The organism is Chitinibacter sp. FCG-7, from assembly GCF_040047665.1.
Taxonomy (GTDB): domain Bacteria; phylum Pseudomonadota; class Gammaproteobacteria; order Burkholderiales; family Chitinibacteraceae; genus Chitinibacter; species Chitinibacter mangrovi.
The window spans coordinates 52,609-79,107 of the sequence record NZ_CP157355.1 but is presented as its reverse complement, the minus strand read 5'-3'; the positions used below and the strand labels follow the sequence as shown (position 1 = coordinate 79,107).

Here is a 26,499-nt window from a genome sequence, read left to right as displayed (position 1 = left end):
GTTGTACGCTTGTGCCCGCAATGCAATAGAGTTTGCGCTTGCAAGCGGGCGTGTCTAGACTTTCACTCTGCGGAATATTTGGGTCAGTGGGGCAAGCAATGCAAACAGAAATCAGTTTTGACCAGGGTCGTGGCCGGATTGCGATGATTGGTAATTTTACTTTTGAGTCTCATCGCGAATTCAAACAGGCGACGACGACCGTGCTGGAGCACGAAGGTGTGGCCGAGGTTGAACTCGACTTCGACGCCGTTGAATACATGGACTCGGCTGCATTGGGTATGTTGCTGCTGCTGAACGAGCGCGCCAGTGGCCGCAAAGTCACCTTGATCAATTGCAAGGGTACGGTGAAATCGGTGCTCGATATTGCCAACTTTGGCAAGATCTTCGAGATTCGCTGAGTTAATGGTAAGACGAGAGGGGTGAGGCGTTAGGTGTAAAATCCTGCACACCTCACACCTCACACCTCACACCTCACACCTCACACCTCACACCTCACACCTCACACCTCATCCATGCCCAGCTCCTGAATTTTTCGAGTAAGGGTATTGCGACCCCAGCCCAATAGCTCTGCGGCCTCTATACGTTTACCCCCGGTATGTATCAGGGCTGCTTCGATCACGGTTCGTTCAAAAGCAGGCATGATTTCATCCAGAATGCGCGCGTCGCCTCGCGTAAGGCGTAACGTCAGCTCTTGACTCAGTGCTTGTCGCCAATCGCCCAGCGGCAGATTAATGTGTCCTTCGGTCTGGATTAGCTCGGGTGGCAAATCGGCCGCTTCGACCACTTGCCCCGGCGCCATCACGGTAATCCAGTGGCAGACGTTTTCCAGTTGGCGCACATTGCCCGGAAAAGGGAAGCTCGCCAGCCAGGCCATCGCAGCATCCGAAAGCCGTTTGCTCTCCACACCCAGCTCCTGCGCCGATTTTTGCAAAAAATGTTTGGCGAGCAAGGGAATGTCCTGGCTGCGCTCGCGCAGTGCAGGCAGGCGCAGGCGGATGACATTGAGGCGGTGAAATAGGTCTTCGCGAAACTGCCCGGCTTTGACGCGGTCTTCCAGGTTCTGGTGCGTGGCGGCGATGACGCGCACATTGGCCTTGATTGGTTGGTGGCCGCCAACCCGGTAGAAAAAGCCGTCGGACAGTACGCGCAGCAGCCGCGTTTGCAGATCAAGCGGCATATCGCCAATTTCATCCAGAAACAGCGTGCCGCCCTCGGCCTGCTCGAAACGCCCGACGCGGCGCGCATCGGCGCCGGTAAATGCGCCGCGCTCGTGACCAAAGAGCTCGGATTCCAGCAGGTCTTTCGGAATGGCCGCGCTATTGATTGCAACAAAGGGCTTGTTGGCGCGCTGGCTATGGCGATGCAGGGCGCGGGCAACCAGCTCCTTGCCGCTGCCTGATTCGCCAGTAATCATCACCGTGGCCGCTGATTGGCTCAGGCGGCCAATGGCGCGAAATACCTCCTGCATCGCTGGAGCCTGCCCCAGCATCTCAGGCACATTGGCCGTGGGTTCGCTCTGCTCGCTCAGCTGTTCGCTCTCCTGCAGCGCGCGGCGGATCAGTGCAATGGCCTGATCGACGTCAAAAGGCTTGGGCAGGTATTCAAAAGCACCGCCTTGAAAAGCCGATACGGCGCTATCCAGATCCGAGTGCGCAGTCATGATAATGACCGGAATCTGTGGCCAGTCGCGTTTAACCATCTCCAGCAAGGCCAAGCCGGATTCGCCCGGCATGCGGATATCGCTGACAATCACTTGCGGTTGTTCTACCGATAGGCGGTTTAGCGCTTCGGTCGCTGAAGGGAAGGTGGCGTGCGCAATTTGCTCGCGGCTTAAGGCTTTTTCAAAAACCCAGCGAATCGAGCGGTCGTCGTCAATAACCCAGACTGTATTCATGGTGGTGTATTCCGTTCTTAATCGTGTTTTTGCCAGGCGTTAAGCGGCAGAATAATCGTAAAAGTGGTCTGGCCGGCTCGGCTGTCAAATTCAATCGTGCCGTGGTGTTGCGCGACATAGGTGTGGGCCAGATGTAGCCCGATGCCGGTGCCACCCGGACGGCCGGAAACCAGCGGATAAAACAGCGTTTCTTTCAAATGATCGGGAATGCCCGGCCCGTTATCGACAATTTCAACGCGCAGCGCCAATGGGTAGCGACGGCGATTGAGTGTCACCTGCCGGGCAATTCGGGTGCGCAGGATGATTTCGCCAATTCCGCTCATGGCCTGAATGGCGTTGCGGGTGATATTGAGCACCGACTGGATCAGCTGCTCTTTATCGGCAATCAGATCGGGCAGGCTGGTGTCGTAATCACGCCGCACGGCCAGGCCGTTGGGTGTTTCTGCCAGCACCAGGCTGCGTACGCGCTCGAGCACTTCATGAATATTGAGCGGGTTAAGCTGCGGCAAGCGATGCGGCGTGAGCAGGCGATCAAGCAGGCTTTGCAGGCGCACGGCTTCATCGACGATCACTTGCGTGTATTCCTTGAGCTGCGGGTCAGGCAGCTCGTGCGCCAGCAATTGCGCCGCGCCGCGTATGCCGCCAAGCGGATTTTTGATTTCATGGGCCAGATTGCGAATCAGCTCGCGGTTAGCTTGTTGCTGCGCTTGCAGCCGCTCTTCGTTCACAATGCGGCGCTGCTGATCAATGCGGCGGATTTCCAGCAGCAAGGCGGCTGCGGGTGACTCGATCGGGCTGGCCTCGAGCGTGACATACATTTCACCCTCGGCACCAAAGACGATCAGTTCGTGCTCGATAATCGAGATATTCTGTTGCAGCGCAGCTTGCGCCGCGGTGCTGATTGCGCTGTCGTGGCCAAAATAGTGCACTAGGTGATTGCCTTCAACGCTGCGTAGATTGAACAGGCTTTTCGCGCTTGAATTGGCGTAGCAAACGAGGCAATCCTGATCAATCGCGATCACGGCAGCATCGATAAAATCCAGGCCGGCAAAAGCAGGGTGGCTCATGGGAGGCTCCACGGCAGAATGGGGGTGAGTGTGCAGTTGATTTTTATTAGCAAAAGTCAGGCCAACTATTTTGCACGCGAATGAGCCGGCTTGGCTTTGTTATGGCGATTGGCCCTTAAGTTACTGCTTTGATAGCGAATTTCTGTATGAACGTGCTGTGCAGTTTTGCGTGGCGCTGCTTGCAATTGCATTGAGTGCAAAATTCGCTACCACTTGATGCTTCAAATGCACGGCGACAGCACTTAAGCATACAAAAAACGCACCATAAAGGTGCGTTTTGTTTTGGCTTGTGTTGCTTTAGCGCATTCGCGATAGCTCTGCCTGCAAGGCTGCGGTATTTTTTTCGTGCATGACGATGGTTTCGCGCAGGCGGCCAATTCGTTCCAGATAGAGTTTGGGATTGCTTTTTTCTTCTGCGCTGCGATTGCTATCGGCTTCCTGCAGCGCCTTGCGCGCGGCATTGAGCGAAGCCTGCTCGCTGGCCAGCTCGTCGTTCAGAATCTGTTTGCGGTTGCTGTCGCGGCTTCTTTGAGTGGCCGCGTCTACGCGGGGGAAATTAACAGGTGAGGGCACTGACACCGACGGTGATCGCGGCTGGCTTGAGCGCACCGTGGTTTCGCTACTGCTGCGACGTGGTGCGCTGGGCTCGGACATGATGCGCACCGCACCTTTGATCGGTGTATTGGTAAAGGTGACATGGCCGTTTTCATCGACATATTTGTATATGTCGGCCCAGCTTGGCAGGCTGGCACAGGCGATCAACAGGGTAAAAAGCGATTTTGCGTACATGCCCGTAAGGTATCACAGTCTGGAGGGGAGTTTGAAATTACTGCGGCACACTGTCTGAATGACCCAATGGTTTATCAGGGGCAATGTGATCTCGCACACGTTGTTTTAGTATCTTGGCCTCGGGAAAGCCACCGTCGATTTTTCTGTCCCAGATCAGTTGCCCGTCGCAATGGATGACAAAAATGCCGCCAGTGCCCGGTTGCAGAGCCACTTCACCGATTTCGAAGGCAAAGGTGTGCAAAAGTTCCTGTGCCAGCCAGGCGCTGCGCAGCATCCAGTTGCACTGTGTGCAGTAGTGAATGGTGATGCGTGCTTTGTTGATGTGTTCGCTCGACATTCTAAAACTCCAGCTCCTGTGTTGATTAAAACGCCAAACCCAGTTCGCGAAGACGTGCGGCCGTTTCGCCTGCGCTGGTGTGGTGAATGGCCTGCCAGCCCACATTGCGTGCGCCTTGCGCATTGTGCGCGGCATCGTCGATAAAAATCAGCTGCTCGGGTTTGGCCTCCGGGTAGTGCTGTAGGATACGTTGATACATGGTGTGGTATATCGCTGGATCCGGCTTGATTAAACCGATACGGCCAGATACCACGATGTCGGTGATCTCATGCAGAAATGGATAATTCTCCCAGGCGTAGGGAAACGTTTCATCGGACCAGTTGGTCAGGCCGAAAATCGGATAGCCCGCCTGTTTAAGTGCCTGATACAGCGCCATGCCCTCGGGCAGCAGGCCGCGTAATGTTTCGGGCCAGCGCTGGTAAAAAGCGGCGATCTGCTCGGCGTAGTGTGGATATTCGGTAGCCTTGATCGCAATCGCCTCGGCAATCGGGCGGCCTCTATCCTGCTCGATATTCCACGCCGGATTGCACACATGCTCCAGAAACCTTGCGCGCTCGGCCTCGTCGGGTATCAGGCTTTGATAAAGGTAATCCGGGTTCCAGTCAAACAGTACACCGCCAAAATCGAACACAATAATCGCTTGCATGCTCTGAGCCTAGGCAAATGAAAACCACGATTCTAAGTGCAAAGGCAAAAGTTTTCACACTTCGTTTTCATGCCTTGCGGCGCTGGTGTAATGGGTGTGGCCTGAGGCTTTGCGTCGCGGGCTGGGTGCTGCTAAAACGCTTGCCGACGGAAGCGATTCTTATCGATTTTATGCCTCTGGATTTGGGTCTGCGTCCGGGTCGGCGTGCAGAAAATGCGTGCGCAGCTGGGCGTAGCTGATGGCGCAATTGCGACCGGCCGATTTGGCCGCATACAGCGCTTCATCGGCGCGGCGCAGCAGATCGTCCAGTGTCAGATCAATCATGCTCAGCGAGGTGACGCCTAGGCTGATCGTAATCGAGATTGGCGTTTGCCCCTCGCTCAGTATCGGCTCGGTGCCGACGGCATGGCGCAGTTTTTCGGCCACGATCAGCGCGTGCGCTTCGTCGGTTTCCGGTAACAGAATGACAAATTCTTCACCGCCCCAGCGGGCGAAGGTATCGATTTCCCGCAAATTTTTGCTGCAGCGCTGGCTAAGGCATTTCAGCAGCAGATCGCCGGCCAAATGGCCATGCTCGTCGTTGATGCGCTTGAAGTGATCAATATCGAGCATGATGATCGAGAGCGGGTCCTTGTAGCGCCGACTGCGCACAATCGCTTCCGCGCAGCGCCGTTGCCATTCGCGCCGGTTGGGTACTTGCGTCAGCTCGTCGGTGGTGGCTTGCTCCAGCAGGCGGCCATTCGCTTCGGTCAGCGCTTCGGTGCGCAGGGCAATTTCATATTCCAGCGCCTGATAGCGCTGCTTGAGTTCCAGTTGCATGCTGGCCAGGTATTGCAGCGTCAGCATTGTGGCAAAGATGAAAATCTGCAAATTGAAAAAAGCCCAGCTGGTAGAGCCGCTCGCAAACTGCCCGTAGCCTTGTGCGGTGCCAATGACGCACAGCTGCGACATCAGCAATAGCGCCAGACCTACGCCCGCTTGCAGATAGCGCACGGCGATATACAGCATGATGGGTAGTACCAAAATCATTAAAGCGCGCAGCCACAAGGCCAGCAGCAGAAACAGGGTGAGCCCCAGTAGGGGTAGCCAGGCCTGTTTGAGGGTGCTGATGAGGCGTTTTGCCAGCCAGCTTTGGTACACCGGCACCAGCAGCAGAATGCCCGCTGTGTCGCTCAGCGTTAGCGAGAGCATGCTTTGCCCTAGCTCCAGCACCCCTGCGTGGTGCATCAAGCCGGTGTGATGCTGTAGTAGCACCAGCAGCGGCGAAGTGAACGCCGCTGGAATCAGGCTGATCTGCAGCCAGTAGCGCGGCAGTACGGTGGCCGGGATGGCGTTTTCTTGCGGGTAACTCTGGGCAAATTGCTGGTAATAGTTGCGGGCGATCAGCGATTGCGACATATCGATCAGCGCCGTTGCCAGCCCGATCAGCAATACCGCGTGGGCATCCAATCCGGCCTTGCCAATATAAAATGGGGTATTGACTGCAAAGCTGGATAAAAATACGAGGTAGGGAGCAATACGCCCCATATGTATCATGATAATCAGGCCAATTCCCGAGGCCAGCCACATCACGGCCAGATTGCCGCCGTTCAGGCTGCCCAGCTGAATGCTCCACAAGCCTGCGCCGATGTACATCAGCATCAGGATGAGCGCAGTGCGAATGGAGTGAATGAAGTTCATGGTTGGCCAGTGTTTTGCCGGGTAGGTGTCACTATCGGTCCGGGCTTGTCGCAAGATGGAGCGCCCGTTTGGATGGTATTGGGGTGGCTCTTCATTGTCATACTAGAAGGGAGAGTCCGCTTTGTCTTGTGGCGGCTGTGGCGATTGTTGGTTTTTTGCCCCAGCGCAAGCCTGATTTGGCAAGACATGGCGGAGAGTGGCACTCAGCCTTTACGAATCTGGCTGGGATTAAAGCCAAACTGGCGCTTGAACGCAGTGGCAAAATTGGCGGGTGAATTATAGCCCGCGTTCAGCGCCGCATCGGTCACCGACATCCCAGCGCGCAACTGCTCGCAGGCTTGCTCCATGCGCTGACGCCGGATATAGCTGGCAATGCTGTGCCCGGTGACCAGACGAAACTGTTGCTGCAATGTGGTCGGATTGCTGCCCAGCGTTTGCGCCAGCTGCGACAGACTCCATTCCTGCGCCAGATCGGCGTGCAGCAGCTCCAGCAACTGGGTGATCCTGTGCTGGGCGCGCGGCGCCAGTTTTCGCTGTGCGCCAGTATTATTGTGCAATACCGCCAGCAACAGCGACAGCGCCTGATTTTCCCGCTCTAGTTGCAGTAAAGGCTGTTTTTCTGCGCCCGAGTCGATCAGTTGCGCGGCCAAAGCCAGCATTTGCGGAGATGCGGCCGTGCTGCGGCTAGCCAGCATGCTGTGCGGCCAGGCTTGTAAATCAGTCGCGTCGGCAATATTGTCCAGCCCGGACTGAGCCAGCCACTGCGGGCTGAACGTGAGCACCAGTTGCCGGTGCAGTCCGGTATTTGTTGTTACACGCTCGTAGGGTAGGGCTGAGTGGCCGGTATTGAGCAAAACGCAATTACTCTGCGCGCCACCCAGCTGCACCGCTCGCCGGTCGAAATGCGCCTCGACCTGGCCTTGCAACATGATGATCAGCTTCAAGCCCGGGTTGATCTGGCCGCCACCGCTCATTTTGCGATGAAAATCCACTTCGGTGCCGTGCAGCCATAAGCCGGGCCGCAATTCCTGCTCAATGATAGTGCCTTCCATTACGGCTTCTTTCTCATGCCACACCGAATAGCGGTGCTCCTGTTGATGCCAGCGCAGATTGGCGGCATCCAATACGTCTTCTCGTTTTCCCATGAGCTGCTTGATCTTTATCTAAACAATTTGCAAACAAAAAATTGTCGTTCGCAAAAGCGCGCGGTTTTCGGAATTGCGACAATGACGCCATTGTATTGATAATTATTCTCAACTGATAGTCGGGTTAGCCGTAATACCCCGTTTTTTTAGGAAGACTTGATATGCCGCAAAAACCGCCGTTCCCCCGCCATTTGCTGACTCTGGCCATTGCACTGGGTTTGGCCGCACCGGGCTGGGCGCAGGATGAAGCCCAGCTGGCTCCGGTGGAGGTGAGTGCCAGCACGCCGACGCAAGATGACACGCTGCTTCGGCAGGCACTGATTGAACAGCAGGCGCAAAATCTGAGCGATGTGTTTAAGGCTGATGCCGAAATCAGCGTCGGTGGCGGTGGCAATCCGATTGCGCAGAAAATGTATATCCGCAGCATGGAAGAATCTTTGCTCAATCTGAGCGTTGATGGCGCGCAGATCAATAGCAAGGTGTATCACCACCAGACTGCACTGATTCTGGATCCGCAGTTGATCAAGCGTGTTGAAGTCGAAAAAGGCACAGCCTCGGCCAGCGCCGGGCCCGGTGCTTTGGGTGGCGCCATCCGCTACGAAACTGTCTCGGCACTCGATATGCTGCGCCCCGGTCAGCAAGTGGGCGGCAGCGTCACTGCCAGTGTGTTTAGCAATGAAGGCTGGCGCAGTAGCGCCAATGTGTATGGCAAAGTGGGCAAGGTCGATGCGCTTTTGGCAGCCACCACGATGCGCACGCAAGACTATCAGGCTGGCAATGGCCAGACTGTCGCCAACTCGGCCACCGAGCAAGCCAATTATCTGGCCAAACTGGGGCTGCAATTGAGCGAGCAGCAGCGTCTGGTCGCCAGTTTCCAGCGCAGCAGCGACGAAGGTGTACGCACGGCGCGTGCCAATATGGTCGGCTTTGCGCATCCGGTGCTGCCCAATGACGCCATCCCGCAAAGTCTGGATCGCGATACCGCCACGCTCAATTATCAGGCGCAGCAGCTGGGCTGGATTGATGCGCTCAATGCCACCGTGTATCGCTCGCAAGTCGATAGCGAGCGCACCAATAAAAAAGGCCGCAACTGGGGCGAAACGCTCACCACCACCGGCGCCGATCTGCAGCTCAAGCAAGCCTTGGGCGAGCATCTGCTCAAATACGGCGTGAACTGGCGCGAGGAAAAATCGGCCGCACAGCGTATCGCCAATCCGTATGGCCTGACTGGAAACGGACGCGAAAACATGCGCGTCTGGGGTGGCTATGTCGAAGGTGAGCTCAATTTCAATACGCTCACGCTCACCGGTGGCGTGCGCTACGACGATTACCAGTACACCGACAATCATCTGCAGCAATTTGCCAGTGATGGCCTGAGCCCCAGCGTAGGCTTGCGCTGGCAGGCGAGCGATGCGCTGCAATTGCGGGCAGGCTACGCCAAAGCCTTGCGTGGTGTGGGTTTGAAGGAGGCCTTTATGCTCGATATTGCGCAGTGGAAAAATCTGCCCAATATCAAGGCCGAAGAAGCCGATAACGCCGAGCTGGGCTTTGCCTACCGGCAGGGTGGCCTGAGTGTGAGCGGGAATGTGTACCGCCAGGTGATCGACAACTTTATTACAACGTTTAGTTGCGCCAGCGCACGCGGCGGCTGCCGCGGCAATCTGGGGCAAGCCACGATTGATGGCTATGAGCTGGCGGCGGGCTACCAGTGGGGCGATCTCACGCTGGGATTAAGCGTGGCCGATAGCCGCCCCGAGCTTGATGGCCGCAAATTCAGCGACGCCGATCTGGGCTTGGGTACACGCACCGGGCGTACCTGGGTGAGCAAAGTGGCGTATCAGCTGCCCGCGCAGCGCGTCGAGCTAGGCTGGCTGGGGCGATTCGTCGAGTCTATGCCTTACCTGCCGGTGGGCGCTCAGCGCGAGCAAACCAAGGCTGGTTACGGCGTGCACGATGTCTTTGTTAGCTGGAAACCGCTGGCCAAGGACACATTGCGCCTGAATCTGACGGTAAAAAATCTGTTTGATCAGCATTACTACGATCAGGCCACTTACGCCTACAACGGCTGGCAGGGCAAGGTGCTGGGCTACGCCGAGCCGGGGCGTGATGTACGTCTTGAAGCGAGCTGGCAGTTCTAAATGAAGGTTTAAAACTGAGCAAATGCCACCGGTGCGCCGGTGGCTTTCCTGTTTGTGGCATTGACCTATTTGGGGATCTAAAGAAAATGAAATTAAAACTAGAAAGCTGGCTGGCATTGGCCAGCCTATTACTCACTGCGACGATTGCGCAGGCCGCCACGGTGGTCGATCTGGCGGGGCGCACGGTGCCGATTCCGGCCAAGGTCGAGCGGATTATTCTGGGCGAAGGGCGCATGCTGTCGAGTCTGGCGATTCTGGATCGGGAATTACCCGCCAAGCGGGTGGTTGGCATGCTGGGTGATTTTGAGCAGCTTGATCCTGGCAGCTATGCGCAATACCGCAAGGCCTATCCGAATCTGGATCAGATTACCCGGCTGGGGCGCAGTAGCCAGAGCTTTAGCGTTGAAGAAGCGATTGCGCTCAAGCCGCAACTGGCAATTTTCAGTCTGGGCGGGCATGGGCCGGATCTGAACGATCAAGCCACGATGCAGCGTTTGTCCAAAGCAGGTATTGCGGTGGTGTATGTGGATTTTAATAAAGACCCGCTGCGCAATACAGAAAAAAGCATCGAGGTATTAGGCCAGGTGCTAGGTAGGCAGAAGGCTGCAGAGCAATACCTCGCATTTTATCGTGGCGAAATGGCCAAGGTCACCGCAGGGCTGACCAAGCTGCCGCGCAAAACCACGGTGTTTCTGGAAAGCCGCGTCGGGCTGGGTAATAGCTGCTGCGAAACGCTGACGCACGGCATGCTCGGCACTTTTGTTGTCGCGGCGGGCGGCGACAATATCGCCAACGCCATCGTCCCCGGTGCGCATGGCACGGTGAGCCTGGAGTTTTTGCTGCAGCAACAGCCCGAAGTGTATATCGGCACCGGCATTGGCAATCCGAACACTGCGCGCGACCCGCGCAGTCCGCGCATTGCGCTGGGCGCGGGCATTGATCGCGCTACTGCGCAGGCCAGCTTGCGGCGCGCCCTGAGCCGCACGGGGTTTGCCCAGCTCAAGGCTGTGCAAAGTGGCCGCGCCTACGCGCTGTCGCATCAGTTTAATTACAGTGCCGCCAATGTGATTGCCGTGCAGGTGATGGCCAAATGGCTGTACCCGCAGCAATTTGCCCATTTAAACCCGCAAGCCAGCCTGCAGCAGTTTTACCAACGCTTTCAGCCGGTACCGCTGGCTGGCACCTTCTGGGTTGAGGCAGGCTTATGAGTGCGATACATGCCACAGTGCTGGATGCACACGTTGATGCAGAGCAGGGCGTGTTGGCGCGGCAATACCGCCAGCAAAATCGCTGGCGGGTGCTGTGCCTGCTGGGTTTGCTCTTGCTGCTGGTGCTGAGTCTGGCCGCCGATCTGGCCAGCGGTAGCGCGAGTTTTCCATTGTCTGTCGTGCTGGCGGGGGTGCTTAATCCGGCGTCGATGGACGATAGCTTGCGCGTGGTGATTTTTGACGTGCGTTTGCCGTACGCGCTAATGGCGCTGGTGGTCGGCGGTGCGCTGGGGCTGGGTGGCGCGCAGCTGCAAACGGTGCTGAATAATCCGCTGGCCAGCCCGTTTACGCTGGGCGTCGCCGCCGCTGCAACTTTGGGCGCTTCGCTGGTGATTGTGTTTGAGCATCACCTGAGCTTTGCATTGCCGCACGAAATCTTGCTGCCCTTGGGGGCCTTTGCGCTGGCTTTGGCCGCTACCGGGCTGATTTTGCTGCTGAGCCGCGCCCACGGCGGCGGCAGCGATACGCTGGTGCTGTTTGGTATCGCCTTGCTGTTTGCGCTGGAGGCGCTGGTCTGGCTGCTGCAATTTCTGGCCGACGCCAATGCGCTGGAGCAGATTGTGTTCTGGTCGATGGGCAATCTGGGGCGTGCCACTTTGCTGCATGTGGCGATTGTGTCGGCAGTGCTGCTGCTGTGCTTTGTGCTGGCGATGCGCCGCGCCTGGGCGCTCACCTTATTGCGCGGAGGCGCTATGCACGCCGCCAGTCTGGGCGTGCAGGTGGAGCGGCTTAGCTGGCGGGTGCTGATCGAAGTGAGCCTGCTCACCGCGGTAGCGCTGGCTTTTGTCGGCACGATTGGTTTTGTCGGACTGGTTGGCCCACATATCGCGCGCCTGCTGGTGGGCGAGCAACATCGTTTTTTCCTGCCTGCCAGCATGCTATGTGGCGCGCTGATGCTCTCGCTAGCGTCGATTGCCAGCAAAACGCTGGTGCCGGGGCTGCTGATCCCGATTGGCATTGTCACCGCGTTGGTGGGTGTGCCGGTGCTGATTGCGCTGATTTTGAAACGGAGAGCCTAGAGTATGAGTCTGCACATCAATAGTATCAAGGTATTGCGAGGTAATACCCCTGTTATTCCCGGCTTGAGTCTTGCGCCTTTAGCGCCCGGCAGCGTGACGGCGCTGATCGGCCCTAATGGCGCGGGCAAATCGACGCTGATTCATGCCATTGCTGGGCTATTGCGTGCGCAAGGGCAGATCAGCTTGCACGGGCAGGCCATAGCCGCGCTATCACACGACGAGCGCTGCCGCCGTATCGCCTTGCTGCCACAGAGCTTGCCGCAGGCAGCTGGACTCACGGTGTACGAGCTGCTGCTGGGCGGCTTGCTGACCTTGGGTTTGCCCCGGCGCGAGGCTGAAGCGCGGATTGCCAGCTATCTGGCGCAATTGCAGCTCAGTACGCTGGCAATGCGCCCGCTCGCTACCTTGTCAGGCGGGCAGCGGCAGATGGTGGCGCTGGCGCAATTGCTGGCTCGCCAGCCCGAGCTCATGCTGCTGGATGAGCCCAATAGCGCGCTCGATCTGCACTGGCAGCTGGCGCTGGTGGAAGCCATCCGCCGCGATGTGCGCGAGCGCAACAGTATTGCACTGCTGGCGCTGCACGACCTGAATCTGGCGCTGCGCTGCTGCGACCGGATCATCGTGCTGCACCACGGCCAATGCGCCGCCGATGGTGCGCCGCTGGCAGTGCTGACGCCGGATTTGCTCGCGCAAGTGTATGACATTAGTGGCCGGGTCGAGCAATGCTCGCAAGGCCGCCCGATTTTCGTGCTCGACCAATTGGTTCGGGCTTAATAATGAGATACCCAGATATGGTAATGGTTGAAACCCAAGTAGATACAAGCCTTGCAAAGCAATACCTCTTTAAGCTGTGCAAACACTTTGCCCGCAAAATCCGCGTCGATTTTGATGCCGAGCATGGCGTGGCCTATTTTGACTTTGGCGAGTTGCAGCTGGCCGCCAGCGAAAACCAGCTGTGTTTCCGCCTCTGTGCGCAGGAGGAGGCGCAACTGGAAATACTGAAAAGCGTCGTTGAGCATCACCTGCAACTAATGACCCGTACCCCCGACCCCGCACTGCCATGGCGGGTGGTGAATGGTGCACCAATGGCCATAAATAACTGAAACACTGAGCAATAAAAAACCCGCACCAGCCAGGCTGGATGCGGGTTTTGTGTATCAATCAGCCTGCGCAAGCGCAGGCTGAAGTTGATTACAGAGAATAGTACATATCGAACTCAACTGGGTGCACGTTCATACGTGAACGAGTTACGTCGTTCATTTTCAGTTCGATGTAGCTATCGATCCACTCATCAGTGAATACGCCGCCACGAGTCAAGAACTCGCGGTCTGCATCGAGTGCTGCCAGTGCTTCGTCCAGAGACGCGCAAACGGTAGGGATCAGTTTGTCTTCTTCTGGTGGCAAGTCGTACAAGTTCTTGTCAGCTGGATCGCCTGGATGGATCTTGTTCTGGATACCATCCAAACCGGCCATCAGCAATGCTGCGAAGCACAGGTATGGGTTAGCCAATGGATCTGGGAAACGCGCTTCGATACGACGACCTTTGTCGCTAGAAACGTGAGGAATACGGATTGAAGCAGAACGGTTCTTCGCAGAGTAAGCCAATTTAACTGGCGCTTCGAAGTGAGGAACCAAACGACGGTACGAGTTAGTACCTGGGTTGGTGATCGCGTTCAGTGCTTTAGCGTGCTTGATGATACCGCCGATGTAGAACAGGGCAGTTTCAGACAGGCCAGCGTAGCCGTTACCTGCGAACAAGTTTTTGCCGTCTTTCCAGATAGACTGGTGAACGTGCATGCCTGAGCCATTGTCGCCAACGACTGGTTTTGGCATGAACGTTGCAGTTTTGCCGTACTGGTGAGCCACGTTATGCACAACGTATTTCAGGATCTGAGTCCAGTCAGCACGTTGAGTCAAAGTAGAGAATTTAGTACCGATCTCATTTTGACCGGCATTCGCTACTTCATGGTGGAATACTTCAACTGGCACGCCCAATTCTTCCAGCACGATCACCATCGTTGCGCGGATGTCTTGGTGGCTGTCTACTGGAGGAACTGGGAAGTAGCCGCCTTTAACGCGTGGACGGTGACCCAGGTTGCCGCCTGCTGGTTCGTCAGCAGTAGCCCAAGCGCCTTCGTCAGAGCCGATCTTAACGAAAGTACCTGACAAGTCAGTGTTCCAACGGATGTTGTCGAAAATGAAGAATTCTGGCTCTGGACCGAAGAATGCAGTATCACCAATGCCTGAAGTTTTCAGGTAGGCTTCAGCGCGTTTAGCCAAAGAGCGTGGGTCACGATCGTAACCTTTACCAGTTGCTGGCTCGAGAACGTCACAAGTGATGAACACAGTTGGTTCGTCAAAGAACGGGTCGATTTTAGCAGTTGATGCATCTGGCATCAGCAACATGTCTGAAGCTTGAATACCTTTCCAGCCGGCGATCGATGAACCATCGAATGCGTGGCCAGTTTCGAACCATTCTTCATCAACGACGTGTGAAGGAACAGTTACGTGTTGCTCTTTACCGATGGTGTCGGTGAAGCGCAGATCAACGAAACGGATGTCGTTATCTTTAATAAGCTTGAGAACGTCGGCTACAGCCATGTTGTCGCTCCTAGTTGGGACAAGTGAAAACAGGAAATGGGATATTGCATGTGCGCTGTTGCGCGTCATTTTGCTGCGTGTGCGCTGCTGCGCACTGGACGGCGTTACTACAAGCACAAACCGTGCCAAGCGGTAAAACAGCTACCAGCTATTGTGCCACAAGTATTTGCGTTCGCGCATGCTTCTTGTTGGTGATAAATCGTGGTGCATTGAGCTGATTTTTGCACTGTTATGGTGCATTTTAATTGCACGGTGCTCTTGGTAGCCCTTGTCGGCACATTTGTCCTTGCAGGGTGGTGTTGATTGCTTGGCGCATCAGCTGCTCGCGCCATAGAATGGAGGCCGATCAAGCCCTGCTTGCGAGTCAATCCATAGAAAGGTGATGTATGAGTCAAGCCAATGAAATTCTCCAAACCGCCCGTGCCCGCGCCCAGAGCGCCGGTTTGCCCTATGCCGGTGCCGTTACGCCCGCCGAGGCCTGGGCTTTAGTGCAGTCTTTGCCTGCCGTGCATATTGTTGATGTGCGCACGCATGCGGAATGGCAATGGGTGGGCGTGGTGCCGCAGGCCGAGCTGATTGAGTGGAAATCGTATCCGGGCATGGCCAGTAATCCCAATTTCCTGACGCAGCTTAAAACCAAGGTCGACCCGGAAGCGGTAGTGATGTTTTTGTGCCGCTCTGGTGCGCGCTCGCACGATGCCGCCATTCTGGCCACGCAGCATGGCTATGCCGCGGCGATGAATATTCTGGAAGGCTTTGAGGGCGACAAGGACGAAAACGAGCAGCGCGGCCACAAAAACGGCTGGCAAGCCGCTGGCTTGCCATGGAAACAAGGCTAATTTGTGACGGCAAAGGTGTAAGGCGTGAGGCGTGCAGTGTAAACTACGCCTCACTTTTTATTTGTGCCGCGATCTAACCCATGACCCAAGCAACTTATGTTGTGATCGGCAACCCGATTGCCCATTCCAAATCGCCCCAGATTCACGCTGCATTTGCAGCGCAGTTTGCGGGTCATCCTGTCGTTGAGGGCTTTTCATACGAGCGACTGCTCGCGCCGCTGGATGGCTTTGCGGTCAGTGTGAATGACTTTGCCGCCGCAGGCGGGCGTGGCGCGAATGTAACGGTGCCTTTTAAAGAAGAAGCTTTTCGTCTGGCAAGCACTTTGAGCGAACGAGCCCAAGCCGCAGGAGCGGTCAATACCTTGCAACTGCAAAGCGATGGTAGCTGGCTGGGTGACAATACCGACGGAGCAGGTCTGGTGGCCGATGTCCTGCGCCATACCGATATACGGGGTAGGCGTATCTTGCTGCTGGGCGCAGGCGGCGCGGCGCGTGGCGTGATACTCCCCTTGCTGGCGCAACCCCCCGCAAGTCTGACGCTGGCGAACCGTACCTTGAGTAAGGCGCAAAATCTGATTGAGCATTTTCAACGCAATACGCCGATTCCTTTGCAAGCTTGTGAATACACCGCGATTTCCGGCCAGTTTGATCTGATCATCAACGCCACCTCCGCCAGTCTTGGCGGCGAGCGCTTGCCGATTGCCGATTCAGTCTTTGCGCCGGGTGCCCTCGCTTACGACATGATGTATGGCAAGGATGAAACGCCGTTTCTGGCTCAGGTGCGCGAGGCGGGCGTGACGCAGCGCGTTGATGGTCTGGGCATGCTGGTGGGGCAGGCAGCCGAGGCGTTTCATGTGTGGACTGGCCTGCGCCCTGATGTCGCGCCCGTGCTGGACTGGATGCGCACCCAGCTGTAACTCCATGGCTACAATGGGTATTGCTCTGTAGGTCTTGTATTAATTGCTTTTTGGGGTAATACCCCTGTTGGTTTAAGATGAAAAATATCAGTATGGCTGGCTGGATAGGGCGCGGCGTCTTGCTGCTGCTGGCGCTGTTTCTGGCCTGGAATCTGTGGATGTTGCTGCATATTATTGCGTGGCGCTGGATTAATCCGAGCGACACCGCATTTATGAATGTCCAGCTTGAACGTTTGCAAGAGACCAATCCCGAAGCGCAATTGAAATTCGAGTGGGTCGATTACGACAAAATTTCGCCCAATTTGAAACGCGCGCTGGTCGCCTCTGAAGACGCCAAATTTCTCGATCACGAAGGCTTTGACTGGGAAGGCATGCAAACGGCGTGGGAAAAAAACATCAAGAAAGGGCGAATTGTCGCCGGTGGCTCGACGATCAGTCAGCAATTGGCCAAAAATCTGTTTCTATCCGGCAGCCGCAACCCCTTACGCAAGGTGGAAGAGGCGATCCTTACCGTGATGATCGAGACCGCATGGGATAAGCGCCGGATTTTTGAGGTGTACTTAAATGTCATCGAATGGGGTGACGGCGTTTTTGGTGCAGAAGCTGCGGCGCGTCACTACTATAAAACCAGCGCCCAGCGGCTTGGCCGCGCGCAAGCGGCCAAAATGGCGGCGATGGTGACCAATCCGCGTTACTACGATACGCACCGCAATGATCGCCGCTTGCTGCGAAAAAGCGCCATCATTCAGCGCCGGATGGCTTACGCCGATATACCGTAATTGATCCGTACCGCAATGACTGGCCTGCTGGAACTGGCCTACTGCAAACGCCACACGAGAAAACGAGGATGAGCATGACTTTGAAAGGTTGGCGCAGTGACTGGGCGGTGGGGCTGATTGTCGTCGTGCTGTTTGCCTTGCTGTGGCAAACCACGCCGCTGATCCGTGATCTGGAAAGCAAGGCCTATGATCAGAGCATGCGCTGGATTAGCCGCGCACCGTCAACCCGCATTGCCATCATCGGTATTGATCAGACCAGCCTGGATAATCTGGGGCGCTGGCCGTGGTCGCGCGATATTCATGCCCGACTGATTGATCAGCTGCACGCCGCTGGCGCGTCGCAAATATTATCCACAGTGTTTTTTACCGAACCGCAGCGTGATCGTGGCCTCGATTATCTGCAGCAACTGGCCGAAAAAGTGGCCGCCCAGCCCGACTATTACCCTCCCGAGTTGCCCGCCGAGCTGGCGCAAAACATTGAAAAACTGAATGTCGATCAGCAGCTGGCCGCCAGCATTGGCAAGGCAGGCAATGTGATGCTGCCGATGTTGTATTCGCTGGGCGCACAAAGCGGCAGCCCGGACGCCGAGCTGCCCGATTTTATTTTGCGCCAGGAAATCGATGCCGAGGGCGACCCCGCTCGCGGCCAGCCGCGCTCGGTGATTATGCCGGTGGTGCCGGTGCCGGAAATCGGTGAAGCCGCCAAAGCGGTGGCACCGCTGGTGTTTGATCAGGATGCCGATGGCGTTGTGCGCGCCTTGCCGCTGGCGCTGGTGTATTACGATGCGCTATTTCCCAGCTTTTTCACGCAAGCCAGCGCCCAGGCGTTGAATGTGCCGCAGCGGCAAATCCGGCTCGATTTCGGGCGTGGCCTGCAGCTGGGCTCCTTGCGCTGGCCTACTACGCCTGAAGCGCAGGTCTTCCCACATTTTTATGCTGATCAGCAGGGCCAGCCAGTGTTTGTGGTGGATTCGTTTTACGACGTGCTGGCGGGCAAAATTGCGGCCAGCAAATATCGCGACAAAATTGTACTGATCGGCGTTACCGCGCCTGGCCTGGGTGACACCTTGAGCACGCCAGTGGAGGCCAGCAGTAGCCCGGTGGTGATGACGGCGCAAGCGATTTCGGCCTTGCTTGAACAGCAGGTGTATCGTACTCCGGCGTGGGCGGTCTGGTTTTCTGTGGCGCTGGTCTTGCTGGTGGCCTTGTATCTGGTAATGGTATTGCCGCGGCTTCGTGCGCAAGCCGGGGCAGTATCGACCGCTGGCGCTTTGCTGGCCTTGCTTGCGGGGCAATACCTGATGATGTATTCGGCCATGCTCTGGCTGCCAATGATGGCACCGGCCTGCTTGCTGCTGATCGGGCATCTGGCGCTGACGACCAAGCATTTTCTGCTCACCGAAGCGCGCGAGGAAAAGTCGTCGGCTGAATCGGCCGAATCAAACCGCATGCTGGGTCTGGCGCTGCAAAATCAGGGGCAGCTCGATATGGCGTTTGACAAGCTGCGCCGGGTGCCGCTCGACGAGGGCATGATGGAAGTCATGTACAATCTGGCGCTCGATTTTGAGCGCAAACGCCAGTTTAATAAGGCTGAGTCGGTTTACCGTCTGATGCATGCACATGATCCGCAGTATCGTGATCTGGCAGAAAAAATGAAAACCGCAAGGCAGATGTCCGAAACGGTGATTCTGGGCGCGGGCGCACAAGGCGGAACACAGATTTTGCTCGATGGCGATGTCGTCAAGCCGATGCTGGGGCGCTACCAGCTGGAAAAAGAGCTGGGCAAGGGCGCGATGGGGACGGTTTATCTGGGGAAAGACCCCAAAATTTCCCGCAGCGTTGCAATCAAAACCATGGCCTTGTCGCTGGAGTTTGAAGCCGATTTGCTCGCCGAAGCGCGCGAGCGTTTTTTTCGCGAGGCCGAAACTGCCGGGCGCTTGAATCATCCGAATATCGTGACGATTTTTGACGCTGGCGAAGAGCATGATCTGGCGTATATCGCGATGGAATTTCTGGCCGGTGAAGACCTGACCCCGTATACCAAGCCAGGCCATTTATTGCCTTTGCTGGAGGCGGTCACCATTGTGCGGCAAATCGCGCAAGCGCTTGATTATGCGCATCAGGCTGGCGTGGTGCATCGCGACATCAAGCCTGCCAATGTGATGTACGACCGGAAAACCCGGACGGTCAAGGTGACCGACTTTGGTATTGCTCGCATTACCGATTCGTCCAAAACCAAAACCGGTATGGTGCTGGGCACACCGTCGTTTATGTCGCCTGAGCAGCTGGCTGGTAAACACATCGACGGACGTTCGGATCTGTTTTCACTGGGCGTGATGCTGTATCAGCTGCTAACGGGTTATCTGCCGTTTGTCGGGGAGTCGATGGCCGAGTTGATGTTCCGGATTACCCAGCAGCCGCCAACCGATCCGCGCAATTACAATCCGAAAATCCCGGCGGTCGTTATTAAAATCATCATGAAAGCCTTGGAAAAAAATGCCGATGCACGCTTTCAGACAGGGGCCAATATGGCGAGTGTATTACTCAAACTAGAAGAAGCAATCAAAGGAGCCGCGAATGCGAAATCTGTCGAGCGCCCTTGAGATTGCCGGTCGCACCGATACGGGCAGGGTGCGCGAGCACAACGAAGACGCCATTTTCTTTGACCCCGACCTAGGGCTGGTTGTGCTGGCCGATGGCATGGGCGGTTATAACGCGGGCGAAGTGGCCAGCGGCATTACCATTGAAGTGATTGCCGAGCTGATGCGCGCGCAAATCTCCGCCACGCCGCCGCATATCAAGACCGCTGGTAGCTTGTTGCCTATTGCGCATGAAATGCTCTTGCTGGCGATAGACAGAGCCAACAACCTGATTTACCAGACCGCACATGAGCATCCCCAGTGCGCCGGGATGGGGACAACGGTGGTGGCGGGCCTGTTTTATAATAACCATCTGGCGCTGGCCCACGTGGGTGACTCGCGTGCTTACCGCTGGCGCAACGAGCAGCTGGTGCAGCTGAGCAAGGATCATTCTTTTTTGCAAGAGCAGATCGATGCCGGTCTGCTGAGTCTGGAAGAGGCACGGCACGCCCCGTATAAAAATCTGGTCACCCGGGCGGTGGGCGTGAATGAAGTGGTGCAAACCGAGTTGCGCGAATACGAGGTTGAAGTCGGTGATGTGTATCTCTTTTGCTCTGATGGCTTAAGCGATATGCTCGAAGACGACTCAATAGCGCAATTGATCGGCATCTTTAAAGACCAGTTACCCCAAGCCAGTAATGTCCTGATCGAGCATGCCAACGCAGAAGGCGGGCGTGACAATATCTCGGTTATCCTGATCAAAATCGTTCGCGATTTTCAGGTGGAAAGCAAAATCTGGAACAAGGTTACTGGCTGGTTTGGTGGAAATGCCTGACCAGGTTGAATGGATCAAATTCCGCCGGGATTGCGTATGAAGTGCCAGCAAGCGCTGCCATCAATACTCAAGCGATCCCGGTGACTAACTGCATGAAATGGAATCGTCGCTAATGGCAAAATTGGTATTAAGTCTGGATGGACAGATTATTCAGGAGTTTCGCCTGACCCGCCCACGCACCACGATAGGGCGCAGGCCGAATAATGATATCCAGATTGATAATCTGGCTATTTCCGGTCTGCATGCCGTGGTGGAAGTGGTGGGGCAGCTCTATTTTGTCGAAGACATGCAAAGCACCAATGGTGTGGTACTCAATGGCGAAAAAATCAGCCGCCATCCGCTGAAAAGTGGTGATGAACTGCTGCTGGGCAAGTACACAATTGCCTTCTTTCGTGATCCGGTAGCCGCCGCGCGCCAGGAAGAATTTGAAAAAACCATGGTTATGTCAGCGCCAGTTGCAGGTGTTGCACCGATCCAGAAAGCCAAACCGGCCAGAGCGCCAGAACCAGCGCGCGCAGGCCAGCAAGCGGTGATCAGGGTGCTGACCGGGGCCAACGCCGGGCGAGAGCTGGTTCTGAGCAAGGAAGTCACTTCTTTGGGCAAGGCAGGATTGCAAGTGGTGGCTTTGAGCAAACGCGGTAATGATTACTATATTACGCATATCGAAGGCGAGCACCGCCCCTTGGTTAATTCACGCGAAATTTCGGAAAAGCCGCAATTACTCGTTGAAGAAGATCTCATCGAAGTGATGGGAATCAGGATGGCATTTTTCTTTAGGTAAACCATGAGCTGTCAATTACGCGTTCTCGGTTGCAGTGGTGGTATCGGTGGCGACAATCGCACCACCGCGTTTCTGCTCAATCAGCATGTGCTGATCGATGCAGGCACCGGCGTGGGCGATCTACAACACGCTGAGCTATTGGCGATTGACCATGTTTTCCTCACTCATGCTCATCTTGACCATATTGCCTGCCTGCCTTTGCTGCTCGATTCGGTGGTTGGCTCGCGCACTGAGCCGATTTATGTCCATGCCAGCGCGCAAACCATCGACTTGCTGCGCAAGCATGTTTTCAACTGGCTGATTTGGCCTGATTTCTCTACCATCCCCAGCGTTGAGCAGCCCAGCCTGATTTTTGTCGAACATGAATTAGGCCAGCCCTGTCAAGTGGGCGAGTTGTGCATTACGCCTTTGCCTGCAATTCATACCATCCCGGCCGTCGCGTTTTTGCTGAGCTCCGATTCTGCGTCTATTGTATTTAGTGGCGATACGATTGGGGGTGATGAATTCTGGTGCGCCGTCAATCAAATCGACAATTTGCAGGCGCTAATTATTGAAACTGCATTTGCCGATAAAGAGCACGCGATTGCCGATGCCGCCAAACACCTTTGCTCCAGTACGCTGGCCGAGCAGTTGCAGCAATGGCGGGGCGGTGCGGAAGTGCTGATCACTCATTTAAAGCCCGCAGACAGCGAGCTGACAATCCGTGAAGTGCTGCAACTGGATCACCTCCACCCCATTCGTCGTTTATTGCAGGGCGAAATTATCGAGTTCTGATTATGACCACTTCACCTTCCGCGTTGACGCTCGACTTTATGCAAGCGTTGCAAAGTTTGACCACCAAAATACATGCAACGAGCCATCTGGACGAAATTCTGATCGAGATCAGCGCACCGATGTGTCAGGTATTCGCGTGTGAGCGGATTACGCTCTACACCGTCAGTGATGATGGCAAGGATTTGCTAGCCAAGGTGAAAACGGGTCTGGAAGGCGTCAAGGAGCTGCGCATCCCGATTAATGATCGCAGCATTGCCGGTTTTGTCGCCAATCATAAGCAGCAACTCAATATTGCCAATGTGTATGACGAGGCCGAGCTGCAATCCTATTCGAGCAGCTTGCAATTTTTGCAGCTGGTCGATCAGAAAACCGGTTTTCATACCCGGGAAATGCTGGTTGCCCCGATTCTGAATGACGGCGATGGCGTGCTGCTGGGCGTGGTTCAGCTGATCAATAACCGGACTCAACAGCCATTTGTTGAGCCCATGCTGCAAGGTGTTGGCTTGCTCGCCAAGACCTTGGCGGTGGCTTTCAGGCAGCGGCAGAGTACGGCTTATCCTTTTGTTCCGCAGCATAAATATCAGCAGCTGGTCGTTTCGGGGGCGCTATCTCCGGCGGCCTGGCAGGTGGCTTTGCGTGAGGCGCAAAAAAAACAGCAGGACATCGAAAAAGTGCTGCAGGAGGGGTATAGCGTCAGTAACGCCCAGATCGGCGCCTCGCTAGCCCTGTTTTTTGGCCAGCCTTACGAGCCATTCCGGCGCGAGCGCATCAAGCCGCTCGACATTCTGAAAAACCTCAAACGCGAATATCTGGCCGAGCAGCAATGGATACCGATTGATGAATCGGCTGAGGGCGTTGTAGTCATGACGACCGATCCGGAGCGCGTGCGCGGCGGTGCCTTGCAGTTTTTCGGTACGCGCAAACTGCAGATTCGTGTCACAACCCGGCAGGAATTTTTGCAAACGCTGGAGCAGTTTTTTGGCGTGCTTGATGCCAGCAGTATCGACACGCTGCTCGATGACATGAATGCCGAGGACGAATCTACCCCGCTGACGGTCGATGAAGTCAGCGCAGCACAGGATAATGAGGTGGTTCGCTTGGTAAACCAGATTATTGTCGACGCGCACAAGCAGGGCGCATCGGATATTCATATCGAGCCCTATCCTGGCGCGGCCAAAACGCAAATCCGCTTCCGGCGTGACGGGCAGTTGGTGCATTATCGCGAGGTGCCTTCGGCTTACCGCAATCCGCTGGTGACCCGGATCAAGATCATGTGCGATCTGGATATTAGCGAGCGGCGCAAACCGCAGGATGGCAAAATCAAGCTCAAAAAATACGTCCCTACGCTGGATATTGAGCTGCGCGTTGCGACAGTGCCAACGGCTGGTGGTCTTGAAGACGTGGTAATGCGTATTCTGGCCGCTGGTGAGCCATTGCCTTTGGAAAAGCTGGCTTTATCCGAGCGCAATCTGCAGCGTCTGAAGTCGGTGATAGACAAGCCATACGGCCTGTTTTTTGTCTGCGGCCCTACGGGCTCGGGTAAAACCACCACCTTGCATTCGGTATTGAAATACCTCAACACGCCAGAGACCAAAATCTGGACTGCAGAAGATCCGGTGGAAATTACCCAGCAAGGCCTGCGGCAAGTGCAGGTCAATAGCAAGGCTGGTTTGAGTTTCGCTTCCATCATGCGCTCTTTCCTGCGCGCCGACCCCGATGTCATTATGGTGGGCGAGATGCGCGATGCCGAAACCACCAGTGTGGGTATTGAGGCATCGCTGACCGGGCATTTGGTGCTGGCTACGCTGCATACCAATAGCGCACCGGAATCGATTATCCGCCTGCTGGATATGGGGATGGACCCTTTCAATTTTGCCGATGCCCTGCTGGGCATTCTGGCGCAAAGGCTGGCGCGGCGTTTGTGCCCGCATTGCAAAACGGCTTATGAGCCAGACGCAAAGGAAATTGAGCAAATGCTGGCTGAATACAGCAGTGATTTGCTCGGTACACCGCAGTGGCAGGCCGACCCGGAGGCGGCGAGTCAAAAGTTGAACGCCGAATGGCAGCAAGCCTATGCACCCAAAGGCCGGTATCAGCTTTATAAAGCCAAAGGTTGTGACGAATGTGGCGGCACGGGCTATAAAGGGCGTGTCGGTTTGCACGAGTTGATGGTGGGCACGGATGCGGCTAAAAAGCTGATTCAGGAGCACGCCCGTGTGGCCGAGCTATTGTCTTGCGCGCTGGACGAAGGCATGCGCACCTTGAAACAGGATGGCATTGAAAAAGTCATGCAGGGTATGACCGACATGGCCCAGATCAGGAAGGTCTGCATCAAGTGACCCCATGGGGGTATTAAATGAACGAACAAGAATTACAGCAGCGCCTGAACAAACTTAATGCGATTGGTGTGGCCTTATCGGGTGAAACGCAGATCAAGCGTCTGGTCGAGAGCATTCTGGTGGCCGCGACCGATCTGGTACGCGCTGATGCGGGCACCTTGTATCTGCTTAAAGACAATGCGCTGCATTTTGAGATTTTGCTCAATACCACACTGGGGCTGGCGCAAGGCGGCACCAGCGGCATACCTGTCACGCTGCCTCCAGTGCCGTTGACGCTGGCAGACGGTCGCCCCAATCTGGCTAATGTGGTGGCGTGCGCTGTTAATCAAAATTGCACGATCAATATTGTCGATGCCTATACCAGTGCGGACTATGATTTTTCGGGCACTCGCCGTTTTGATCAGCACTCGGGCTATCATTCCAAATCGTTCCTGTCGGTGCCGATGCGCGACCATGAAGGGCGCATTATTGGCGTGTTGCAGCTGATCAATGCCCTGAATGATCAGCATGAAATTGAGGCTTTTACCCTCAATGATCAGCATCTGGTCGAGTCGCTGGCGTCGCAAGCGGCGATTGCGCTCACCAATCGGCGGCTGATTTTATCGCTGCAGAAACTCTTTGAAGGGTTTATCAATCTGATCAATCTGGCGATTGACGACAAATCGCCCTACACCGGCGGCCACTGTCAGCGCGTGCCCGAGCTGACCATGATGCTCGCTGATGCAGTCAACCGCTGTACAACGGGCGAATTGGCCTCATTTTCAATGACCGAACGCGATCGTTATGAGTTGAAAATTGCAGGCTTGCTCCACGACTGCGGCAAAATCACCACGCCGGTGCATGTGGTCGATAAAGCCACCAAATTACAAACCATTTTTGACCGGATCGAGCTGATCGATACGCGCTTTGAAGTGCTGCTGCGCGATCTGGAAATCGCCTTGCTGCGCGGAGTGATCACCGCCGAGCGCTACGAGCAGGAGCGCCAGGATCTGCTAGCTGATCGCGATTTTATCCGTGCGGTGAACAAGGGTGGTGAAATGCTGCCCGATGAAGATATTGCGCGGATTGCGGCGATTGCCACGCGCAGCTGGCAGCCTGCTCTGGCGAGCACGGCGCAGAATTTTTTATCGGCTAACGAGCAGGAAAATCTGTCAATCCGCAAAGGCACCCTGACGGCTGCCGAGCGCGACATTATCAACCGGCATATTGAAATCACCATCCAGATGCTCGAAGCGCTGCCTTGGCCCGCGCACCTGAAAAACGTCCCCGAATACGCAGGCGGGCATCATGAGCGCATGGACGGCAAGGGCTATCCGCGCGGTCTGAGGCGCGAGCAAATGAGTGTTCAGGCACGGATTATGGGTATTGCCGATGTATTTGAAGCCCTGACCGCGCGTGATCGACCGTATAAAGACGGGATGAAGCTCTCGGTGGCGCTAAAAATACTGACGCGCATGGCGTGCGAGCAGCACGTCGACAAGGAACTACTCAAAATCTTTCTGCGTGAGCGGGTCTGGTTTGACTATGCCACGCGCTTTTTGAATCAAAGCCAGGTCGATGAGGTGGATATTGCCGCACTACTGGCTCAGCTCGAAGCCTGAGTTTCAGGCCTCTGGTATCCGAAATGCGCCATTTAGCGCGGCATAAATAAAAACGCCGCGCAAAAGGCAACGCAACACAACATGGCAAACAAGCCTAGCGATTGTGTGGCGACAAAGAAATAGCGCCATACACGGCTTTCTATTCTTTTCCAGCCCCCGGTTCTTTGCGCGTACCAGATCCCGGCCATAAAACCGCCCATGGCTTCGTAATCATTCAGAAAAACGTCAATCCGTGGCGGCAGGGCGTCGCTGTAGTTGTCTTTGAGGTAGCTATACATCATTGACGCAAACAGGGCATACAGCCCGCCACCGAGCAGCGCACCCAGAATCAGAAACGGCAATCCAAAACTGAAAAACCAAGCATTCATCGACTTGTCCTTATTGCTGCGTGGAGTGAATGCTGCTTACTTTGGGTTTATTTGCGCAGTCTGTCAATTTGCTTTCAGGGACTTGCGGTTTTTCTGCGCTAGA

24 protein-coding genes are annotated in these 26,499 nt (G+C 55.8%); 15 read left to right on the top strand and 9 right to left on the bottom strand.

Annotation, left to right across the window (positions count from 1 at the left end; all coding sequences use genetic code 11):
* Positions 1 to 98 precede the first annotated feature (98 nt).
* Entirely contained in the window at positions 99 to 398 is a 300-nt protein-coding gene (locus tag ABHF33_RS00340) for an STAS domain-containing protein (RefSeq protein WP_348945101.1), read from the top strand.
* Between the two features lie 101 nt (positions 399 to 499).
* Here the strand turns inward: ABHF33_RS00340 and ntrC are convergent, their stop codons facing one another.
* The 7 genes from ntrC to ABHF33_RS00305 form a co-directional block, all read right to left on the bottom strand.
* Entirely contained in the window at positions 500 to 1,894 is a 1,395-nt protein-coding gene (gene ntrC / locus ABHF33_RS00335) for a nitrogen regulation protein NR(I) (protein ID WP_348945100.1), read from the bottom strand.
* Positions 1,895 to 1,911: 17 nt separating this feature from the next.
* Positions 1,912 to 2,961 (bottom strand): nitrogen regulation protein NR(II), encoded by a 1,050-nt coding sequence (gene glnL, locus ABHF33_RS00330; RefSeq protein ID WP_157314745.1) that lies wholly within the window; start codon positions 2,959 to 2,961, stop codon positions 1,912 to 1,914.
* A gap of 297 nt (positions 2,962 to 3,258) precedes the next feature.
* On the bottom strand, positions 3,259 to 3,750 hold the full coding sequence (locus tag ABHF33_RS00325) for a DUF4124 domain-containing protein (RefSeq protein WP_348945099.1): 492 nt from the start codon (positions 3,748 to 3,750) through the stop codon (positions 3,259 to 3,261).
* 37 nt (positions 3,751 to 3,787) lie between these two features.
* Positions 3,788 to 4,087, bottom strand: a complete 300-nt coding sequence (locus tag ABHF33_RS00320; protein ID WP_348945098.1) for a SelT/SelW/SelH family protein — start codon at positions 4,085 to 4,087, stop codon at positions 3,788 to 3,790.
* Positions 4,088 to 4,112: 25 nt separating this feature from the next.
* Positions 4,113 to 4,733, bottom strand: a complete 621-nt coding sequence (locus tag ABHF33_RS00315; protein ID WP_348945097.1) for an HAD family hydrolase — start codon at positions 4,731 to 4,733, stop codon at positions 4,113 to 4,115.
* Positions 4,734 to 4,901: 168 nt separating this feature from the next.
* Positions 4,902 to 6,413 carry a GGDEF domain-containing protein gene (locus ABHF33_RS00310; protein ID WP_348945096.1) on the bottom strand — a complete coding sequence of 504 codons (1,512 nt, stop codon included), beginning with the start codon at positions 6,411 to 6,413 and terminating at the stop codon, positions 4,902 to 4,904.
* A 203-nt stretch (positions 6,414 to 6,616) separates the two neighbouring features.
* The gene (locus ABHF33_RS00305; RefSeq protein ID WP_348945095.1) at positions 6,617 to 7,558 is read right to left on the bottom strand and encodes a helix-turn-helix transcriptional regulator; all 942 of its coding nucleotides are present in this window, start codon (positions 7,556 to 7,558) and stop codon (positions 6,617 to 6,619) included.
* Positions 7,559 to 7,719: 161 nt separating this feature from the next.
* On the opposite strand from ABHF33_RS00305, the gene ABHF33_RS00300 reads away from it, so the two are divergent.
* The 5 genes from ABHF33_RS00300 (at position 7,720) to ABHF33_RS00280 (ending at position 13,086) form a co-directional block, all read left to right on the top strand.
* Complete coding sequence (locus tag ABHF33_RS00300) at positions 7,720 to 9,696, top strand: TonB-dependent receptor domain-containing protein (RefSeq protein ID WP_348945094.1); 1,977 nt, start codon at positions 7,720 to 7,722, stop codon at positions 9,694 to 9,696.
* Positions 9,697 to 9,782: 86 nt separating this feature from the next.
* Entirely contained in the window at positions 9,783 to 10,904 is a 1,122-nt protein-coding gene (locus tag ABHF33_RS00295; RefSeq protein ID WP_348945093.1) for an ABC transporter substrate-binding protein, read from the top strand.
* Positions 10,901 to 11,983, top strand: coding sequence for a FecCD family ABC transporter permease (locus ABHF33_RS00290; RefSeq protein WP_348945092.1), 1,083 nt, complete (start codon positions 10,901 to 10,903; stop codon positions 11,981 to 11,983). Before ABHF33_RS00295 ends, ABHF33_RS00290 begins: the two co-directional genes overlap by 4 nt.
* Before the next feature lie 3 nt (positions 11,984 to 11,986).
* Positions 11,987 to 12,757, top strand: coding sequence for an ABC transporter ATP-binding protein (locus ABHF33_RS00285; protein WP_348945091.1), 771 nt, complete (start codon positions 11,987 to 11,989; stop codon positions 12,755 to 12,757).
* 23 nt (positions 12,758 to 12,780) lie between these two features.
* Positions 12,781 to 13,086, top strand: coding sequence for a DUF2218 domain-containing protein (locus ABHF33_RS00280; RefSeq protein ID WP_348945090.1), 306 nt, complete (start codon positions 12,781 to 12,783; stop codon positions 13,084 to 13,086).
* 88 nt (positions 13,087 to 13,174) lie between these two features.
* On the opposite strand, the gene glnA is transcribed toward ABHF33_RS00280, so the two are convergent.
* Complete coding sequence (glnA, locus tag ABHF33_RS00275) at positions 13,175 to 14,584, bottom strand: type I glutamate--ammonia ligase (RefSeq protein ID WP_348945089.1); 1,410 nt, start codon at positions 14,582 to 14,584, stop codon at positions 13,175 to 13,177.
* Between the two features lie 386 nt (positions 14,585 to 14,970).
* On the opposite strand from glnA, the gene ABHF33_RS00270 reads away from it, so the two are divergent.
* The 9 genes from ABHF33_RS00270 to ABHF33_RS00230 all read left to right on the top strand — a co-directional run bounded on the left by ABHF33_RS00270 (position 14,971) and on the right by ABHF33_RS00230 (position 26,028).
* The gene (locus ABHF33_RS00270) at positions 14,971 to 15,423 is read left to right on the top strand and encodes a rhodanese-like domain-containing protein (protein WP_348945088.1); all 453 of its coding nucleotides are present in this window, start codon (positions 14,971 to 14,973) and stop codon (positions 15,421 to 15,423) included.
* Positions 15,424 to 15,503: 80 nt separating this feature from the next.
* Positions 15,504 to 16,340 carry a shikimate dehydrogenase gene (gene aroE, locus ABHF33_RS00265; RefSeq protein WP_348945087.1) on the top strand — a complete coding sequence of 279 codons (837 nt, stop codon included), beginning with the start codon at positions 15,504 to 15,506 and terminating at the stop codon, positions 16,338 to 16,340.
* A gap of 77 nt (positions 16,341 to 16,417) precedes the next feature.
* On the top strand, positions 16,418 to 17,119 hold the full coding sequence (gene mtgA / locus ABHF33_RS00260; RefSeq protein WP_432803946.1) for a monofunctional biosynthetic peptidoglycan transglycosylase: 702 nt from the start codon (positions 16,418 to 16,420) through the stop codon (positions 17,117 to 17,119).
* A 74-nt stretch (positions 17,120 to 17,193) separates the two neighbouring features.
* Positions 17,194 to 19,722, top strand: coding sequence for a CHASE2 domain-containing serine/threonine-protein kinase (locus ABHF33_RS00255; protein WP_348945086.1), 2,529 nt, complete (start codon positions 17,194 to 17,196; stop codon positions 19,720 to 19,722).
* Positions 19,697 to 20,533 carry a Stp1/IreP family PP2C-type Ser/Thr phosphatase gene (locus tag ABHF33_RS00250; protein WP_348945085.1) on the top strand — a complete coding sequence of 279 codons (837 nt, stop codon included), beginning with the start codon at positions 19,697 to 19,699 and terminating at the stop codon, positions 20,531 to 20,533. The genes ABHF33_RS00255 and ABHF33_RS00250 overlap by 26 nt, the downstream gene beginning before the upstream one ends.
* Positions 20,534 to 20,645: 112 nt before the next feature.
* The gene (locus ABHF33_RS00245; RefSeq protein ID WP_348945084.1) at positions 20,646 to 21,314 is read left to right on the top strand and encodes an FHA domain-containing protein; all 669 of its coding nucleotides are present in this window, start codon (positions 20,646 to 20,648) and stop codon (positions 21,312 to 21,314) included.
* 3 nt (positions 21,315 to 21,317) lie between these two features.
* Positions 21,318 to 22,088, top strand: coding sequence for a 3',5'-cyclic-nucleotide phosphodiesterase (locus tag ABHF33_RS00240; RefSeq protein ID WP_348945083.1), 771 nt, complete (start codon positions 21,318 to 21,320; stop codon positions 22,086 to 22,088).
* 2 nt (positions 22,089 to 22,090) lie between these two features.
* Positions 22,091 to 24,427 (top strand): GspE/PulE family protein, encoded by a 2,337-nt coding sequence (locus ABHF33_RS00235; RefSeq protein WP_348945082.1) that lies wholly within the window; start codon positions 22,091 to 22,093, stop codon positions 24,425 to 24,427.
* Between the two features lie 17 nt (positions 24,428 to 24,444).
* Positions 24,445 to 26,028, top strand: a complete 1,584-nt coding sequence (locus tag ABHF33_RS00230; protein WP_348945081.1) for an HD domain-containing phosphohydrolase — start codon at positions 24,445 to 24,447, stop codon at positions 26,026 to 26,028.
* A gap of 32 nt (positions 26,029 to 26,060) precedes the next feature.
* Here the strand turns inward: ABHF33_RS00230 and ABHF33_RS00225 are convergent, their stop codons facing one another.
* Complete coding sequence (locus ABHF33_RS00225) at positions 26,061 to 26,396, bottom strand: hypothetical protein (protein WP_348945080.1); 336 nt, start codon at positions 26,394 to 26,396, stop codon at positions 26,061 to 26,063.
* Positions 26,397 to 26,499: the final 103 nt, after the last annotated feature.